This is a genomic window from Maritimimonas sp. 2205BS37-2 (assembly GCF_056591755.1).
The window spans coordinates 1,258,840-1,274,391 of the sequence record NZ_JBWQOI010000001.1 but is presented as its reverse complement, the minus strand read 5'-3'; the positions used below and the strand labels follow the sequence as shown (position 1 = coordinate 1,274,391).

Below are 15,552 nucleotides of genomic sequence, written 5' to 3'. Positions count from 1 at the left end.
ATGAAAGAACCATCTTTAAAACGTATAAATAAGTATCTAACCGAAGTTGGTTATTGTTCTAGAAGAGCAGCCGATAGACTTATTGATGAAGGCAGAGTAACCATCAATGGAAAAATTCCTGAACTAGGAACAAAAATTGCCCCTGATGACGAAGTAAGGGTAGACGGTAAACTCGTTACTGAATCAAGAGAAAAGCCTGTTTATCTAGCATTTAATAAACCCCGAGGTATTGTTTGTACAACAGATACCCGCGTTGAAAAAGATAATATTATAGACTATATTGATTACCCAAAACGGATCTTTCCAATTGGTAGACTAGATAAACCAAGTGAAGGTTTGATCTTTCTAACCAATGATGGTGATATCGTTAATAAAATACTTCGTGCAAGAAATAATCATGAGAAAGAATATATAGTCACCGTAGATAAACCAATTACCGAAGAATTTGTTGAAAGAATGCGTAATGGAGTGCCTATTCTCGATACGGTAACTCGTAAATGTTATGTTGAACAAATCGCTAAGCGTAAATTTAAGATTATTCTAACGCAGGGCTTAAATCGACAAATACGTCGCATGAGCGAATATTTAGGTTATAGAGTTACTAAACTGAAGCGGATAAGAATAATGAATATTTCGTTAGATACTCCTGTAGGCAAATGGCGTTATTTTACAAATAATGAGTTGAAAGAATTGAATAGGCTTGTGTCTGATTCTTCAAAATTACACGAATAGACTATCGTTCGCCTTCTTTTAATTGGGCCTCTCGAACTTTTTTGAATAGGTTAGAAGAATATACAAAATCAGTTAATGCCGAATTATCAGTTTTAAAAACAAGCCCGCTATGACCATCCCATTCTTTAACGCCGTCTTTTAAAAAGATGATTTTCTCTCCAATTTCCATTACCGAATTCATATCATGTGAATTTATAATGGTGGTAATATTATATTCTTTAGTAATCTCTTGAATAAGGTTGTCTATTACAATAGCTGTTTTGGGGTCAAGTCCAGAATTAGGTTCATCACAAAATAAATACTTCGGATTCATCACAATGGCTCTGGCAATTGCAACACGCTTTTGCATACCACCTGAAAGCTCAGCGGGATATTTGTTATTAGATCCTTCTAAATTAACACGTTTCAATACAAAATTAACCCGCTCTAACATTTCACTTTGCGATTGTTTCGTAAACATCTTTAAGGGAAACATTACATTATCTTCTACCGTTGAAGAATCAAATAAGGCACTACCTTGAAAGACCATGCCGATATCTTTTCTGAGATCTCTTTTATTATCTTCATTCATATCGGTATAACTCACACCATCATAGAGAATATCACCTTTTTCAGGAGTAAATAAACCAAGCATACATTTTAGGAAAACAGTTTTACCCGATCCACTCTGGCCAATTACTAAACTCGTTTTACCATTTTCAAAGGTGGCATTAATGCCTTTTAATACTGGGGTGCCACTAAATTCTTTATATATATCTCTTACTTCAATCATTTACCAAGAATCATTTGAGTTAGAAAATAGTTCAATACTATAATTACGATACTCGTCCATACTACAGCACGTGTACTTGCCTTACCAACTTCTATGGCACCTCCATTAACATAAAAGCCATGATATGCAGGTACGGTGGCAATAACGAATGCAAAAACACAAGTTTTAATTATGGAATAAGTGAAATGAAATGGAATGAATCCAAATCGAATTCCCTCAATATATTCATTTGATGTTACGAGTCCGGTAATATATCCTGCAGACCAACCACCAACAATGCCCAAAAAAATACTAATTATAATAATAAATGGATAAAAGAAAACGGTAGCTATGATCTTTGGTAATACCAAATGATTTAAAGAATTAATACCCATTACTTCTAATGCATCTATTTGCTCTGTAACACGCATGGTTCCAATACTTGATGTAATGAATGAACCTACTTTTCCGGCAAGAATAATAGAGATCAAGGTTGGCGAAAATTCTAAAAGTAAAGACTCTCTTGAGGCAAATCCAATAAGATATTTTGGTGTTAATGGATTTTCCAAATTCAACGCGGTTTGAATAACAACCACACCACCTACGAAGAACGAGATGAATGCCACAATACCTATAGAACTTATGCCTAAATCTTCAATTTCTTTAAAGATTAATTCTCTAAATACAGACCCTTTTAAAGGCCTTTTAAATACATCATTGAGCATTTTAAAATACTTACCAATATGTTCGATGTAATTCATTAACTAATAGAAAATTTGAAGGGTATTAAAATAATGTTATGTTTTTTCAAAAATAGGGTTTTATCTATAAAATGAACTACTTTTGATAAATATTAAATTAAAATTTCATGCACAAGATTGCTCTTCTTTTTTTGATCGTTTTTACCTCCATAAATTTTTATGCTCAAACAGATAAAAGCTTAATGGAACAAAGACCTAAGCTGGTTGTGGGCATTGTTGTAGATCAAATGCGTTACGATTATCTAACAAGGTTTTATGACAAATATGGAGAAGGAGGTTTTAAAAGACTAATGAATAATGGCTTTAATCTTGAAAATGCTCATTATAATTATATACCAACGTATACAGCGGTTGGGCATGCTTCAATATATACTGGAACAATACCGCAAAATCATGGTATAATTGGTAACTGGTGGTTTGATAAATATCTAAAGAAATCAATTTACTGTGTTGATGACAGTAATTATAAAACAATAGGTGAAAAGTCTGATAAAGGTGAAAAATCTCCTTATCGAATGCAAGTTACAACAGTAACCGATGAGCTTCGTCTTGGCCAAAACATGAGAGGGAAAACCATTGGAGTGGCTATTAAAGACAGATCATCAATATTACCTGCTGGTCATATTGCAAATGCAGCGTATTGGTTTGATGGAGGTAAAGAAGGAAAATGGATTACCAGTTCTTTTTATATGGATGAACTACCAGAATGGGTACAACAATTTAATGCATTAGATAAGGCAAATATGTATCTTTTTAAACCTTGGAATACACTTTATGATATTAGTACTTATACAGAGAGTATCGCTGATGATAATGAGTATGAAGAACCATTTAATGGAGAAAAGGCACCCGTTTTTCCTCATAATTTACCAAAACTTAAGAAGAAAAATGAAGGAAGTGGCCTTGTTAGAGAAACTCCTTTTGGTAATAGTTTTACCGCTGACTTTGCCAAAGCTGCCATTTTAGGCGAATCACTGGGGAAAGATGAGTATACGGATTTTCTTGCGGTCAGCTTTTCTAGCACCGATTACGTTGGTCACCGTTTTGGCGTAGATGCTATTGAAACACAAGACACCTATTTACGGTTAGATCAAGACCTGGCATCCTTTCTTAATTTTTTAGACGAACATGTAGGTAAAGACAATTATACGCTCTTCTTAACCGCAGACCATGCTGCAGTACAGGTGCCCTCATATCTCGAATCACTAAAAGCTCCGGGAGGTTATTTTAATTCCAGTGGTTTTCGAGCCTATTTAAATGCATTTACCAAAGAAAGATTTAATTCAGAAGAATTGGTAGAAAACATCTCTAACTACCAAGTTTTTTTGAATCAGTCAGAACTTAAAAATTTAAACTTGAACCCGGCTATAGTGAGTGAACAAATAGCAGATCATGCTATACACTTTGAAGGTGTTTATAAAGTGGTGACAGCGAAGACCTTACAGAACACAAATTTTGACTCTGGAATTTTAGAGCTACTCCAAAACGGATATAATCAGAAATTTTCCGGAGATGTTTTGGTTATTCCAAACCCCGCTTACATTATTAGAAAAAGAACCGGGACTACCCATGGATCGGGATATAGTTATGATACACATGTGCCGATAATTTTTTACGGTAAAGGGATAAAACAAGGGAGTTTAAAGAGATACGTACCCATTATAGACATAGCACCTACATTATCAAATTTATTAAAGATAAGTTTCCCTAATGGAGTTACGGGAGATGTTATTCATGAAGCTCTTGATCAATAAGTTTATCAGCTTTTCGCTTATGAACTATTTTTCTCTTCTTCTTCTCAGAATTGATGATTTGCAATACAAGAAGAAAGGCAAACAATAAAAGTGATAAAATTATTTTATTCGTCATCATCATCAAGATTGGTTAACAATAACTTATAACGGCACTATTTAAAGTTTAGTATAAAAAAACCTCCTATGGCTCTGGAGGTTAAATCTAATTATATAAAGTCTTTTTAAGTTTTAGAGTGTTTCTAGTAATAAATATTGCTTTTATTGTTAGTATTTGTATACGATGGCATTGATATTCATACCTGCACCAACCGAAGCTAAGATTATTACATCACCCCTTTTTACTTCATGGTTTTCTAATTGTCCTTTCACTACTAAATCAAGTAGCGTAGGTACTGTGGCAACAGAACTATTACCTAGTTTATGAATGCTCATTGGCATTACGTGTTCTGGAGTAGGGGTCTTATACAATCTAAAAAAACGTTTTATAATAGCCTCATCCATTTTTTCGTTAGCTTGATGTATAAATACTTTCTTTACATCATTAATGGAAACACCACTTTTATCTAATGCTGCTTTCATAGCTTGCGGAACATTATTCAATGCATATTCATAAATTTTTCGACCATGCATTTTAATATATCGTACTTTAGGATCAGTATCTGGGATATTGGATTTACCCATAAATAAATAATTCGCTTCTTCATAAGTGTGCGATTGAGTGGCATGACTCATAACACCAGATTTACCATTTTCGCTATATTCTATAATACATGCTCCGGCTCCGTCAGAATAAATCATAGAGTCTCTGTCATGCATATCTAAAACTCTTGACAAGGTTTCGGCACCCATAACGAGGCACTTTTTTGCCTGACCAGCTTGAATAAATGTATGTGCTTGAATCATTCCTTCTACCCAACCTGGACACCCAAAAATGATATCATAAGCGACGCAATTTGGGTTCTTTATTTTTAACAAATGTTTTACTCGGGCAGCTAAGCTTGGTAAAATGTCTGTTTGTATGGTCCCCTTCTTTATATCACCAAAATTCTGTGCTAAGATGATGTAATCTAACTCTTCAGGATCAATATTTGCGTCATCAATGGCTTTTTGAGCAGCTATGGCGGCAATATCACTGGCCTGCATATTATCGGTAACATAACGACGTTCTTCTATACCGGTGATTGCCTTAAATTTTTCAATGATGACGTTATTTTTGGTTTCAAAAGGTTCACTCTTATCACTATAAAAACGTTCATTATTAAAATCAGCATTCGTCTTAATAATCTTAGGTATGTAGCTGCCTGTACCGGTAATGACAGAATTCATTTGGGTAGTTTTTAGTTGAGCAGCGAAGCTAGTATATTTTACATGAAAGACGTGATTTTCATTTAATTACTTTGCTGAAAAATGGTAATTTTTACGAATATGATAATTTAAATAAGTGATTAATGTCAATTATTCAATTTGATTCGCATAATAGTAGCAATAGATAAAGCTCTATTTTTAGCAAGAATTGCCTTTTCTCCTATAAAATAATCATCTATAGTGGTATTAAAGTGTAAGAGCCATCTGTTAAAATGTTCTTCTTGAAAAGGGAGCGTTTGATTTAAAACCAGATGTGGTTTCATTGCATTATTTGTATAGTTTGTAGTTAGAAAGAGAATATCTTCCCAGAAATTTGAAATTGTTTTTAAATGCGAATCGAGCTGTTCTTCTTTTGTAATATGATCAAAGAAATGCTTTAATTTATGGTCATTTAGAAGCTTTTGATAAAACTTATGAACAAACAACTCAATATCTGCTCTGTTAGCGATATCTTTTTTCATCTTCTTTATAAGAAAGATTTATCAAAACCAAGAGGGAGTAAGTTTTCAAGCGACTCTGTTTGTACCACCTTTCCAGTTTCGCCCATAAATAATATGGTTATAGGTTGCTCTTGTTTTACCTCGTATTCGGCAATTGTCTGTCTACAGGCCCCGCATGGAGCTACAGGTTTATCAACTTGTTTAGATAATGAGCTTGCCGAAATGGCAATTTTTAAGATAGAATTATCCGGATAATTAGCTCCTGCATTGTAAATAGCAACTCTTTCTGCACACAAGCCCGATGGGTAAGCTGCATTTTCTTGATTATTACCTAAAATAACTTGCTGATTATCTAACAAAATAGCAGCTCCAACACTAAAATTTGAATAGGGAGCATATGCTTTTTTTCGAACGTCAATAGCTTGCTTCATTAAATGTTGATCATCTTTTGATAATTGAGTTAAATCATCATAAACCACAAACTCTGATGTAATTGCTATTTTTTTCATTTAGCTAAATAGGAATTTTAAATATAGGCAAAAAAATAATCATTTTAGCGACTAGCCAAAATGATTATTTCTTAATGTGTTATTATATAATGTTATATTTTAATAATCTTCATAAACATCACCAAAGTTAAATGCTAAAGAGAATCTCAAAGTATTCTCAAGAGGGTTATTTACGTCAGATGAGTTTAGAAGATATGATAAGTTTAATTCAATTGCATTAAATCTAAAACCAGCACCTAAAGTAAAATATTTACGTTGACCTTTTTCTTCACTTTCATTAAAGTACCCTGCTCTAAAAGCAAATGTATTATCATATAAATACTCTGCACCTAAGGCCCAAGTAAATTCTTTTATTTCTTCGCTAAATCCACCAGGAGCATCACCAAACGATTGGAAGATACCACCTAAGAATCCAACATCTTCTTGTCTATATGGTGGTTGCCCATCTCCATTAATAGATTCGCTAGGTGTAGGTACCAATAATTTATTAAACTCAAGATTTGTAGAAATGGTATTAAAGTCATCTAAAATGAAATCAAATCCACCACCCAATTTAAGGTTTGTAGGGATAAAATTTTCTTGTCCTCCATCTGTTAAGGTAACTTTAGGGCCTATGTTAGAAATATTAAATCCACCACGCCATTTACCATTGAAGCTGCCATAGTTTTTTTCTTCACTTTGGTAATAACCGGCAACATCTACTGCAAACGTATTTACTGTATTAATATTAGAATTTTCAACATTTAACGCATAATCTGAGCGAATATAGCGTAGTGCTACTGCCATTGAATATTCTTCGCTTAATTTCAATGCATACGAAAGATCAAGAGCTAATTCATTTGGGTTTTCAGAGCCAATACCTTGCCCTTCAAAATTTGTTAAATCAATAGTACCTAGAGAAAAGTATTTTAAACTGGCTCCCCAAGCACTGCCTTCATTAATTCTATTTGAAAAAGTTACACTACTAATAAATACATCATTCGTTAAATTACGTAACCATGGTGTATAATTAGCTCCGATAGAAAATTGAGATTCTTGAAAAGCATATTTTGCCGGATTATGATGTTGAGAATTTGCATCTGGTTTGGTAGCCACACCTATGTCACCCATACCACCAGCTCTCGCATCCGGCACAATTAACAGAAAGGGTGCAGCAGTTGTTATTGGATTGTCCTCTTGAGCGATTACTTTCGAAAAAGATAATAAAGTAGAGGCTGCTAATAAAAATAAAGTTATTTTTTTCATGAAAATGAGAGTCAATTATTTAATAAAAAAGGAATTTACTGTAATATTACTAATTTTTCAAATTTTTTGGCCTTGGCATTCGAAAGAGTTGAGCGTACATTTAGTTTATAAACATAAACTCCCTTACCTATTTTATTGCCAAAATCATCTAAACCATCCCATGAAATTGATCTTGCTAAATTTCCTTCAGTTTGCACAGTTTGATTAATCGTTTTAATTAATTTACCTGATACTGTGAAAATTTGAACTTGAACTTCAAGGGGTTCATTGGGTTTATTATGATTAAACCAAAATTGTGTATAGTTGATCATTGGATTTGGATAATTTAAAACATTATCCAATACCAAGTCTCTATCATCTACTACAACAAAACTTAACGTAGCTTCTGAGGGATTATTGTATGTATCCCAACATTTAAATTCTATTGTATGTGTTCCAGCTTCTAAATTTCTAAAAGGAAACTTTACTTTTCCTTTTGTAAAGTCATCTAATTCAGTCTGATAGAAGTCGTTTAATATAAACGGATTTGCCCGATCACCATCTAAAATAGCAATAATATCATGATCAACAGCAGTAATAGAAGTATTAATACCTGAGGCATCCTCTAAACTAGCTATTAAAAATGGCGATTCGTTGGTGTTTCCGCCATCTACAAAAGACTCATCATTCATGAAGAGTTGAATGGTAGGGCCAGTAGTATCTTCTGGAGCATTCTCATTAATTCCACCAATAATAACATCTGTATTAAAACCAGACTTATCTAATTGTTGGTTATCAGCATACATACTAATTTTAGCCTTACCAAAAGCAACACGAATATCTCTTGGAACGATAAAGTCGAATTTAAACGTTCCATTAGTAACAGATGCTTGGCCTCTAAAAATTTTACTTTCTATGGCATCAAAAGTTAGGGTTCTACCAAAATTGTCATTGTCAAGTGTAGTTCGATCTACAGATTTATCAAAAATCGTTGCTGAAAGTGTTCCATTAAATGAATTTAGTAGATTATCAGACGCATCTGTTACAATACCTTCTAAAGTTACTCTAGATAAGGCCTTTAGGGTATCTAATGATTGAGTTACATCAACGTCATTCATTTTAGTGATCTTAATATTTGGCCTAGGCTGTGCCAATTTCATTGCTGGATCTCCTAAAAAATATACGAATAATCGTTGGCTGGTTCTTGGCGACAATGGGTCGTTTTTCATTTCCATTAGAGCTTGAGCAATGGTATAATCTTCATTGTTAAAAGCGAATAATTTACGTACCAATACTTCATTAAATCGTTGCCCAACTGAAATAAAAATTTCTCTCGTAGTGGTTATCATGCTTGTAGCACCACCACTTGGATTTAGAAAGACAAATTCGCCAGCTGTTGGTCTAATAGGATTATCAAATCTTGAAAATTCACAAGTAACAGTAATCATTAAGGGCAATGTATTCGGATTGCGCCAGTCTCTTATTTGATCGACTTCCAGTATTCGTTCACTTGCCCAACCATCTTCACCTCCATGCCCAAAATAATCTACCACAAGCGATCCGGTTTCAATAGCATTGTTAATAGCCTCTTCAACATCAGGATATCGTTCTCCTCCAGAAGATGTTTGTTGCACAAAAGCGTCCGAATAGACTTTAACAATATTAAACTCTGGTTTATTAGCTGCTATATCATCAGCAATTCGTTCTACGGTTTGTTGTAGAACAAATTCTCCGGCTGTATCGGGGTCATCGGCAATTACCGCTATTTTATTTCGCCAATCTCCAAACGAAGTAGTTGCATAATAAGATAAGGTTTTATCTACTGCTTGTTTGGCTTCAGTGATTGTAGATACCGGAAACCTTCCTGTGGCTACATCTTGTTGATCGGTGACAACTAAAGTGCCTTCATTAAGGTCCATCATACCGTAATAATCATCGGTTACATAAGAACGGGCAAGATCAAAACTTTCAAAAGATTGAAATGCAGGAACAATATTATTATTGCTGCCGATTCGATCTTTAAAATCAAAAGTAGCATCCCCAAACAAGCAAACGTACTTAATTCGATTTTCTTGAGTTGTGGCATTAATGTATAAATGCCTTATGAAATCACGTATAGCGGTGAGATCTGGAGAGCCCGACGCGAATTCATTATAGATTTGCTGTAGCTCTATTACGCGTACATCTAAGTTGGAATTAACCCTGTGGTATTGTGCAAGTTTTTCAGCTTCCCCCATTAAATAATTCTGAGTAACAATTACATAATCAACATCTTGTAGCGCGTGTAAGTTCTGATTGATAACCGTATTGTCTATGGGTATTTCGGGGATTATATAGTCATTATTGCTTAATACAACGTATTCTTTTAATGCTCCACCTGTAGCCTTAAAACTAAAATTTGTTCCTCCAGACTGATTTGTGATAATTAGTGGGGTGATAGGGTCGGATACATCCCATACGCTATTAATTAAATTCGCATTTTGAATTGAATATTCAATAATTGAGGTAAAAGGTTGATTTGAGGCTTCAAAATTTCTAAAAGAGTATTGCTTATTGTTTGCTATTAAGTTTTTCTCACCAATAACTTCAACATAGTCTAAATGAGCTTTCGCCGAAGGGTTTCCATTATTATTATAGGTTATTTCTACTGCTATTTGTTCACTTGATACCCTAATTGCATCTATTGCTTCTCTTGGAATAGCAAGTGTTAGGTTATTAATCGATGTAGAAATAGCTGGAAAATTGATTGTTGTTAGATCTTGACCATTTACTCTAATACGCATGGAGGTTGGCGTGAACGATTCAATAACACCTCGAACTCGCACATAAATATCTTTGCTAGTATCAATATTGCTAAAAGTAAAGTTAACAAGCGTTGTATTTTCAAAACTTAAATTTTGCCCAAACCATTGTTGACCATTTGAGAATAAATTTACTTCATCTTCTTCATGCACAAGATAATCATTAAAAGTGGTGACTTGCAGATTAGCAGTGCCATTAATATCAGGCGCGGTTGTTAGGCGTTTTCCAACTCCATTATCAACGCTTAAAAAATAATAGGCCTTTTCACTATAAATATTGTTTTCATGGCGTGTTAATTCAGGTTGTGTTGTATTTGGCGTCCAACCATGCGGACCTCGCGCATAGAAAAGAATAAAATCATTTGTATCGAAGCTATTATCATCTTCACCTTCAACATAAATGGCATTTTCTTGTAATCCATCATACCGAAAATCACTGTTAAGCATAGGTAGTAAGCGCCCGCCGTTTCCAAAAATCCTAATGTCTTTTGGATTGAGTTCATTAACATTGACTCCAAGATTTTGCAAAAAAGCTCTATCTATTCTTACAACACCGGTTGTATCAACAGAAAACTTATACCAAGTACCACTTGAAAGCACCGAGTTTTTTACTGTAGAAGATTTGGTAAATATGGTTTGTGCTTGCTGAGCCTCTATAAAAGAACAACAAATAAATACTAGAACTACTACGTATTTTAAGGATTTTAACATCATATAATTTAAACGAAGTCAAAAATGAGTTATTTTAATATTTTGCAACGATACACATAATAAAGAAAAAAAACAATCGTTATACATGCATCAAAGGCATTTTACGCCAAGTTGAATCAAATAAATAAACAGGACTTCAAAACCCCTAAATTAAATATTAAAGTAAATATGAAAAGGTTTATAGGTAAAAAAGTTTTCTTAGCTGTTCTCGCTGCAGGTCTTTTGATTAGTTGCGGTAGAAAAGGTAGAACATCTTCTGAACTAACAGGTTGGAACTTTAATGATCCTACGTACGGAGGATTTACAGCTAACACCAATTATCAAGGGCAAAAAACGCCTCCAGGAATGGTACTTATTGAAGGTGGTACATTCACCATGGGTAGAGTACAAGACGATGTGATGTTTGATTGGAACACAACTCCTACTAAACAACAAATTCGTTCGTTCTATATGGATCAGGCTGAGGTAACTAATCTTGAATATTTATTTTATTTACAATATTTAGAAAAGGTATTCCCTCCAAGTGATGATAACTATAGAAAAATCTATCAAGCGGCCTTACCCGATACTTTGGTGTGGAGAGATGCTTTAGGATTTAATGAGTTATTAACCGAGACATATTTACGTCACCCATCGTACGCAGATTATCCTGTGGTTGGAGTATCTTGGTTACAAGCTACAGAATACTGTAAGTGGAGAACGGATCGCGTGAATGAAAAAATATTAATAGATAAAGGTGTTTTGAATTCTACTTTTGAAATGGATTCTGTTACAGTAGAAGGAAAAAACAGATTTGATACAAGTACCTATTTGGCAAATCCTAATTTATTATTTGATGGTGATTCTTCAATCTATAATAGAGGATTGCCAGATTATAGTCAAAAACGTGCTAAAAGCAAGAAAAAGAATAAAGCTCCAAAAGTTGATGCTGACGGAAATAAAATTTCGAAAAGAGAAAGAAGAAGATCGGGTAAATCATCTAAAGGACAGTTTACAGGTCGTCATGTTAAAACATCTGATGGTATCTTAACTCCTCGTTTTAGATTACCTACCGAGGCTGAGTGGGAGTATGCAGCAAAAGCATATATTGAAAATAGAGAATATAACACGATTAGAGGTCGTAAAAAATATGCCTGGAATGGTCGTCATACTAGAGATCGTTCAAAACGTAGAGCTGGTGATCAACTGGCAAACTTTAAACAAGGTAAAGGTGATTACAGTGGTTTAGCTGGATGGAGTAATGATGGTGCTGATATCACAATTAAAGTAAAATCTTATGACCCAAATGCATTTGGATTATATGATATGTCGGGTAATGTTGCTGAATGGGTAGCTGATGTTTACAGACCAATAGTTGATAACGATGCAAATGACTTTAACTACTTTAGAGGGAATGTATTTAAGAAACCATTAATAGATGAAGAAGGTAAGGTAGTTGTGGTTGATTATAATAATGTTGAATTTGATACATTAGATAATGGTAAAATTGTACCAAAAGATTTACCAGGTAGTGTAAAATATGTTCCAATCACGAAGCGTGATGCGTTTATGAGACCTAATTATGAAAAAGCTAACAATATAGCATATAGAGATGGAGATATTGCTTCAACAAAGCAATACTACCAAGACGAAGATGAGTTAGAGATTAAACCAAGAATGTATAATTCACCTAAGAACCCACGTCAGATTGGTGAAAGTGGATTAATCATACAGCAATATGATACAAAAAAGCGTACTACGTTAATTAGTGATCAATCTAGAGTATACAAAGGTGGGTCATGGAGAGATAGAGAGTACTGGTTAGATCCTGCGCAACGTAGATATCTACCAGAGTATATGGCAACGAACTTTATAGGTTTCCGTTGTGCAACAGATAAACTAGGCGCAATGACCCATAAACGAAGACGTAAGTCGGCTGTAGTAAAATAATTAAATCAGACACCAACCAAATATTAAAAAAGCTCGGTACATTGTATCGAGCTTTTTTCTATTTTTAGCCAATGAATATAAACGAACTTTATAATTTATATACACAATCGTATCTTGTAACAACAGATACCAGAAAGATTGCTAAAAACAGCATCTTCTTTGCCTTAAAGGGCGATAACTTTAATGGAAACAAATTTGCGGCAGAAGCATTAGAAAAAGGAGCTTCCTATTCGGTGGTTGACGAAAAGAAGTTTCAAACGAATGAAAGGATTATTTTGGTGTCTAATGTATTAAAAACACTGCAAGACTTGGCGAGATTTCATAGAAGAAAACTTGGAGTTCCAATCATTTCTTTAACAGGAAGCAATGGTAAAACAACAACTAAAGAACTTATCAATACTGTATTGTCAAAAAAGTTTAATACAACCGCTACCTTAGGAAATTTAAACAATCATATTGGAGTTCCACTAACATTATTATCAATGACTCCTGAAACAGAATTAGGCATTGTTGAAATGGGGGCGAATCATCTAAAAGAGATTGAGTTTTTATGTACGATAGCCGAACCAGATTATGGGTATATCACCAATTTTGGTAAAGCGCATTTAGAGGGTTTTGGAAGCCTTGAAGGCGTAGTACAGGGGAAGACCGAACTATATGAATTTTTAAAAGCAAATAATAAACATGTATTTGTTAATACCAATGATAAGAAGCAAGTTGAAAAATCTCACAATATTCAAAAAACTACTTTTGGTAATAATGGTGTCGCTGTTAAAGTAGCATTTGTAGATGCAGACCCTTTTGTTAAGGTAGTTTATAGAGATGAACAAATTGATAGTCAACTCATAGGGTCTTATAATTTTAATAATATCGCTGCTGCTATAACCATTGGTAATTATTTTAAAGTTGATGATGCCCAAATTAAGGAAGCAATTGAAAATTATAGACCGACTAATAATCGTTCTCAAATTATTCAAAAAGGGTCGAACAAGATTATTTTAGATGCATATAACGCAAATCCTAGTAGCATGCAAGCGGCTATTGAGAACTTTTCTGGTTTAACAGACGATCATAAAATTGCTATTTTAGGTGATATGTTCGAATTAGGAACTGAAGCAAAAGAAGAGCACCAGAGAATAGCTGATTTAGCCACGGATTTGAATATTGACAAGATCTTTTTAGTAGGTGAAAATTTCTATAATGTCTCTTCATCGAATATTTACCGATACAAAACTTTTGAAGATTTTAAAGATTATTTTATAAATCAAACCACCAAAGATTCAACATTACTTATTAAAGCTTCTCGAGGAATGGCTTTAGAGCGTATTCTAGACTTATTATAATTTTAAGTCGTTTGTTTATTTTAATAAAAAAAGGAAATAGAATGCTCTTATTTTAGTTAGCGATCTTTTCTAAAAACGTTTTAAATGCATCCCAGTACCCTTGATATCCATCGGTAGTGTTCCAAAGTGCGCGAGAACCATGAATCCCAACTTCCTTTGGTTTATAGTGCATTACATATTCTGGCTTTACATTTCGTAATAATTTAGTAACCGGTGATGTTTCACGTTTAGAAGATGTAATAAAAACGGGTATTTTTATCGGTTTTATAAGCTTAGCTAAGTCTTTACCCTTTAGATATTCTCCCGGACTGAACGCGGCTACCGCTTTAATTTTCTTATTACGCTCACCGGCAATCCACAAGGCCAATGAAGCCGAGTAGGAGCTTCCTATTAGTATAATTGGTTTTTCATTATTATATGTATACAAATAATTAATAGCAGCTTCAACGTCTTGTTTAGCTCCGGCAAACCCTACATTTCTTCTCTTTTTATTAGCATCTATTGCAGTTAGATTCTTAATATTATTTACTTCTTTACCAGAGCGTTGATCAATCGCCATACACGAGAAACCTAATCCGTTCAATTCTTTTGCTGTTTTTATATATTCTCCACGGCTAAACCCAGCTTGGTGGCATAAAAGCACCGTAGCCTTGGCATTATCAATAAAATAGGTGTCAGCCGTTATTTGAACAGAGTCTTTTGCATAAAACGTAATCGTTTTACTTTCTCCGTTTTGAGCAGAAAGTATAGACACCGTTGCTAATAAAAATAAGAGTATAATCTTTTGCATTTGTTTATTTTATATGTTGTACCTGCTCTTTATTAAACAAAACTCTTCTAAACTCATTAGGTTTTTTGCTGTTAAGTAACCTTAGTTTTCCTCTTTTTTTAATAAGTTCTTGAAAATGTTCCTCCCTTTTGTCGTATTGTTCTTTATTTGCATACGTTGTGATTAAAACTATCTCAACTTTACTCTCTTTTGTTAAAGGTGTTTTTAATAATTGATAAGACTTTATGTAGTTTTTCTCTAATGCTAATATTCTTAATTGTTTCCAGTTATTATTATAGTAGTATAAGACTTCATCTACATTATTATTTAAAATTTCTACAAAATCTATAGTTGAAATCCTTTGATCTGTGTGAATTAATTCAGGATTGTTATTGTTTTGAGAATAAGTGGCTAACGAAATCATTAGAACCAGAGCAGAAATATATAATCTCATTTTTATTGA

General features: G+C 33.7%; 13 protein-coding genes. 4 read left to right on the top strand and 9 right to left on the bottom strand.

The features are described from left to right. Entirely contained in the window at positions 1-732 is a 732-nt protein-coding gene (gene rluF, locus AC1EUU_RS06075; protein ID WP_480200491.1) for a 23S rRNA pseudouridine(2604) synthase RluF, read from the top strand. Position 733: 1 nt separating this feature from the next. On the opposite strand, the gene AC1EUU_RS06070 is transcribed toward rluF, so the two are convergent. Beyond that, a complete protein-coding gene (locus AC1EUU_RS06070) occupies positions 734-1,504 on the bottom strand; it encodes an ABC transporter ATP-binding protein (RefSeq protein WP_480200490.1) in 771 nt (256 codons plus the stop codon). Continuing rightward, positions 1,501-2,244 (bottom strand): MlaE family ABC transporter permease, encoded by a 744-nt coding sequence (locus AC1EUU_RS06065; RefSeq protein ID WP_480200489.1) that lies wholly within the window; start codon positions 2,242-2,244, stop codon positions 1,501-1,503. Before AC1EUU_RS06065 ends, AC1EUU_RS06070 begins: the two co-directional genes overlap by 4 nt. A gap of 107 nt (positions 2,245-2,351) precedes the next feature. On the opposite strand from AC1EUU_RS06065, the gene pafA reads away from it, so the two are divergent. Then, positions 2,352-3,998, top strand: coding sequence for an alkaline phosphatase PafA (gene pafA, locus AC1EUU_RS06060; RefSeq protein ID WP_480200488.1), 1,647 nt, complete (start codon positions 2,352-2,354; stop codon positions 3,996-3,998). A gap of 264 nt (positions 3,999-4,262) precedes the next feature. Here pafA and AC1EUU_RS06055 read toward each other — a convergent pair whose 3' ends face one another. The 5 genes from AC1EUU_RS06055 to porU all read right to left on the bottom strand — a co-directional run bounded on the left by AC1EUU_RS06055 (position 4,263) and on the right by porU (position 11,048). Beyond that, on the bottom strand, positions 4,263-5,324 hold the full coding sequence (locus AC1EUU_RS06055) for a 3-oxoacyl-ACP synthase III family protein (protein WP_480200487.1): 1,062 nt from the start codon (positions 5,322-5,324) through the stop codon (positions 4,263-4,265). 125 nt (positions 5,325-5,449) lie between these two features. Continuing rightward, positions 5,450-5,824: a group III truncated hemoglobin gene (locus tag AC1EUU_RS06050; protein WP_480200486.1), complete on the bottom strand. Its 375-nt coding sequence runs from the start codon at positions 5,822-5,824 to the stop codon at positions 5,450-5,452. 5 nt (positions 5,825-5,829) lie between these two features. After that, complete coding sequence (gene cdd, locus AC1EUU_RS06045) at positions 5,830-6,312, bottom strand: cytidine deaminase (protein ID WP_480200485.1); 483 nt, start codon at positions 6,310-6,312, stop codon at positions 5,830-5,832. 99 nt (positions 6,313-6,411) lie between these two features. Further along, positions 6,412-7,557 carry a type IX secretion system outer membrane channel protein PorV gene (gene porV, locus AC1EUU_RS06040; RefSeq protein WP_480200484.1) on the bottom strand — a complete coding sequence of 382 codons (1,146 nt, stop codon included), beginning with the start codon at positions 7,555-7,557 and terminating at the stop codon, positions 6,412-6,414. A 35-nt stretch (positions 7,558-7,592) separates the two neighbouring features. Further along, positions 7,593-11,048 (bottom strand): type IX secretion system sortase PorU, encoded by a 3,456-nt coding sequence (porU, locus tag AC1EUU_RS06035; protein WP_480200483.1) that lies wholly within the window; start codon positions 11,046-11,048, stop codon positions 7,593-7,595. Positions 11,049-11,216: 168 nt separating this feature from the next. Here porU and gldJ point away from each other — a divergent pair, with 168 nt between their 5' ends. Then, on the top strand, positions 11,217-12,977 hold the full coding sequence (gene gldJ, locus AC1EUU_RS06030) for a gliding motility lipoprotein GldJ (protein WP_480200482.1): 1,761 nt from the start codon (positions 11,217-11,219) through the stop codon (positions 12,975-12,977). Positions 12,978-13,048: 71 nt separating this feature from the next. After that, the gene (locus tag AC1EUU_RS06025; RefSeq protein ID WP_480200481.1) at positions 13,049-14,320 is read left to right on the top strand and encodes a UDP-N-acetylmuramoyl-tripeptide--D-alanyl-D-alanine ligase; all 1,272 of its coding nucleotides are present in this window, start codon (positions 13,049-13,051) and stop codon (positions 14,318-14,320) included. A 52-nt stretch (positions 14,321-14,372) separates the two neighbouring features. Here the strand turns inward: AC1EUU_RS06025 and AC1EUU_RS06020 are convergent, their stop codons facing one another. Both AC1EUU_RS06020 and AC1EUU_RS06015 read right to left on the bottom strand, forming a co-directional pair. Beyond that, positions 14,373-15,110 (bottom strand): serine aminopeptidase domain-containing protein, encoded by a 738-nt coding sequence (locus tag AC1EUU_RS06020; protein ID WP_480200480.1) that lies wholly within the window; start codon positions 15,108-15,110, stop codon positions 14,373-14,375. Positions 15,111-15,114: 4 nt separating this feature from the next. Continuing rightward, positions 15,115-15,543, bottom strand: a complete 429-nt coding sequence (locus AC1EUU_RS06015) for a hypothetical protein (protein WP_480200479.1) — start codon at positions 15,541-15,543, stop codon at positions 15,115-15,117. Positions 15,544-15,552: the final 9 nt, after the last annotated feature.

What these genes read in the sequence shown, in the direction of transcription:
- rluF (WP_480200491.1), top strand. Translation starts at nt 1, where the DNA reads ATGAAAGAACCATCTTTAAAACGTATAAATAAGTATCTAACCGAAGTT.
- AC1EUU_RS06070 (WP_480200490.1), bottom strand. Translation starts at nt 1,504, where the DNA reads ATGATTGAAGTAAGAGATATATATAAAGAATTTAGTGGCACCCCAGTA.
- AC1EUU_RS06065 (WP_480200489.1), bottom strand. Translation starts at nt 2,244, where the DNA reads ATGAATTACATCGAACATATTGGTAAGTATTTTAAAATGCTCAATGAT.
- pafA (WP_480200488.1), top strand. Translation starts at nt 2,352, where the DNA reads ATGCACAAGATTGCTCTTCTTTTTTTGATCGTTTTTACCTCCATAAAT.
- AC1EUU_RS06055 (WP_480200487.1), bottom strand. Translation starts at nt 5,324, where the DNA reads ATGAATTCTGTCATTACCGGTACAGGCAGCTACATACCTAAGATTATT.
- AC1EUU_RS06050 (WP_480200486.1), bottom strand. Translation starts at nt 5,824, where the DNA reads ATGAAAAAAGATATCGCTAACAGAGCAGATATTGAGTTGTTTGTTCAT.
- cdd (WP_480200485.1), bottom strand. Translation starts at nt 6,312, where the DNA reads ATGAAAAAAATAGCAATTACATCAGAGTTTGTGGTTTATGATGATTTA.
- porV (WP_480200484.1), bottom strand. Translation starts at nt 7,557, where the DNA reads ATGAAAAAAATAACTTTATTTTTATTAGCAGCCTCTACTTTATTATCT.
- porU (WP_480200483.1), bottom strand. Translation starts at nt 11,048, where the DNA reads ATGTTAAAATCCTTAAAATACGTAGTAGTTCTAGTATTTATTTGTTGT.
- gldJ (WP_480200482.1), top strand. Translation starts at nt 11,217, where the DNA reads ATGAAAAGGTTTATAGGTAAAAAAGTTTTCTTAGCTGTTCTCGCTGCA.
- AC1EUU_RS06025 (WP_480200481.1), top strand. Translation starts at nt 13,049, where the DNA reads ATGAATATAAACGAACTTTATAATTTATATACACAATCGTATCTTGTA.
- AC1EUU_RS06020 (WP_480200480.1), bottom strand. Translation starts at nt 15,110, where the DNA reads ATGCAAAAGATTATACTCTTATTTTTATTAGCAACGGTGTCTATACTT.
- AC1EUU_RS06015 (WP_480200479.1), bottom strand. Translation starts at nt 15,543, where the DNA reads ATGAGATTATATATTTCTGCTCTGGTTCTAATGATTTCGTTAGCCACT.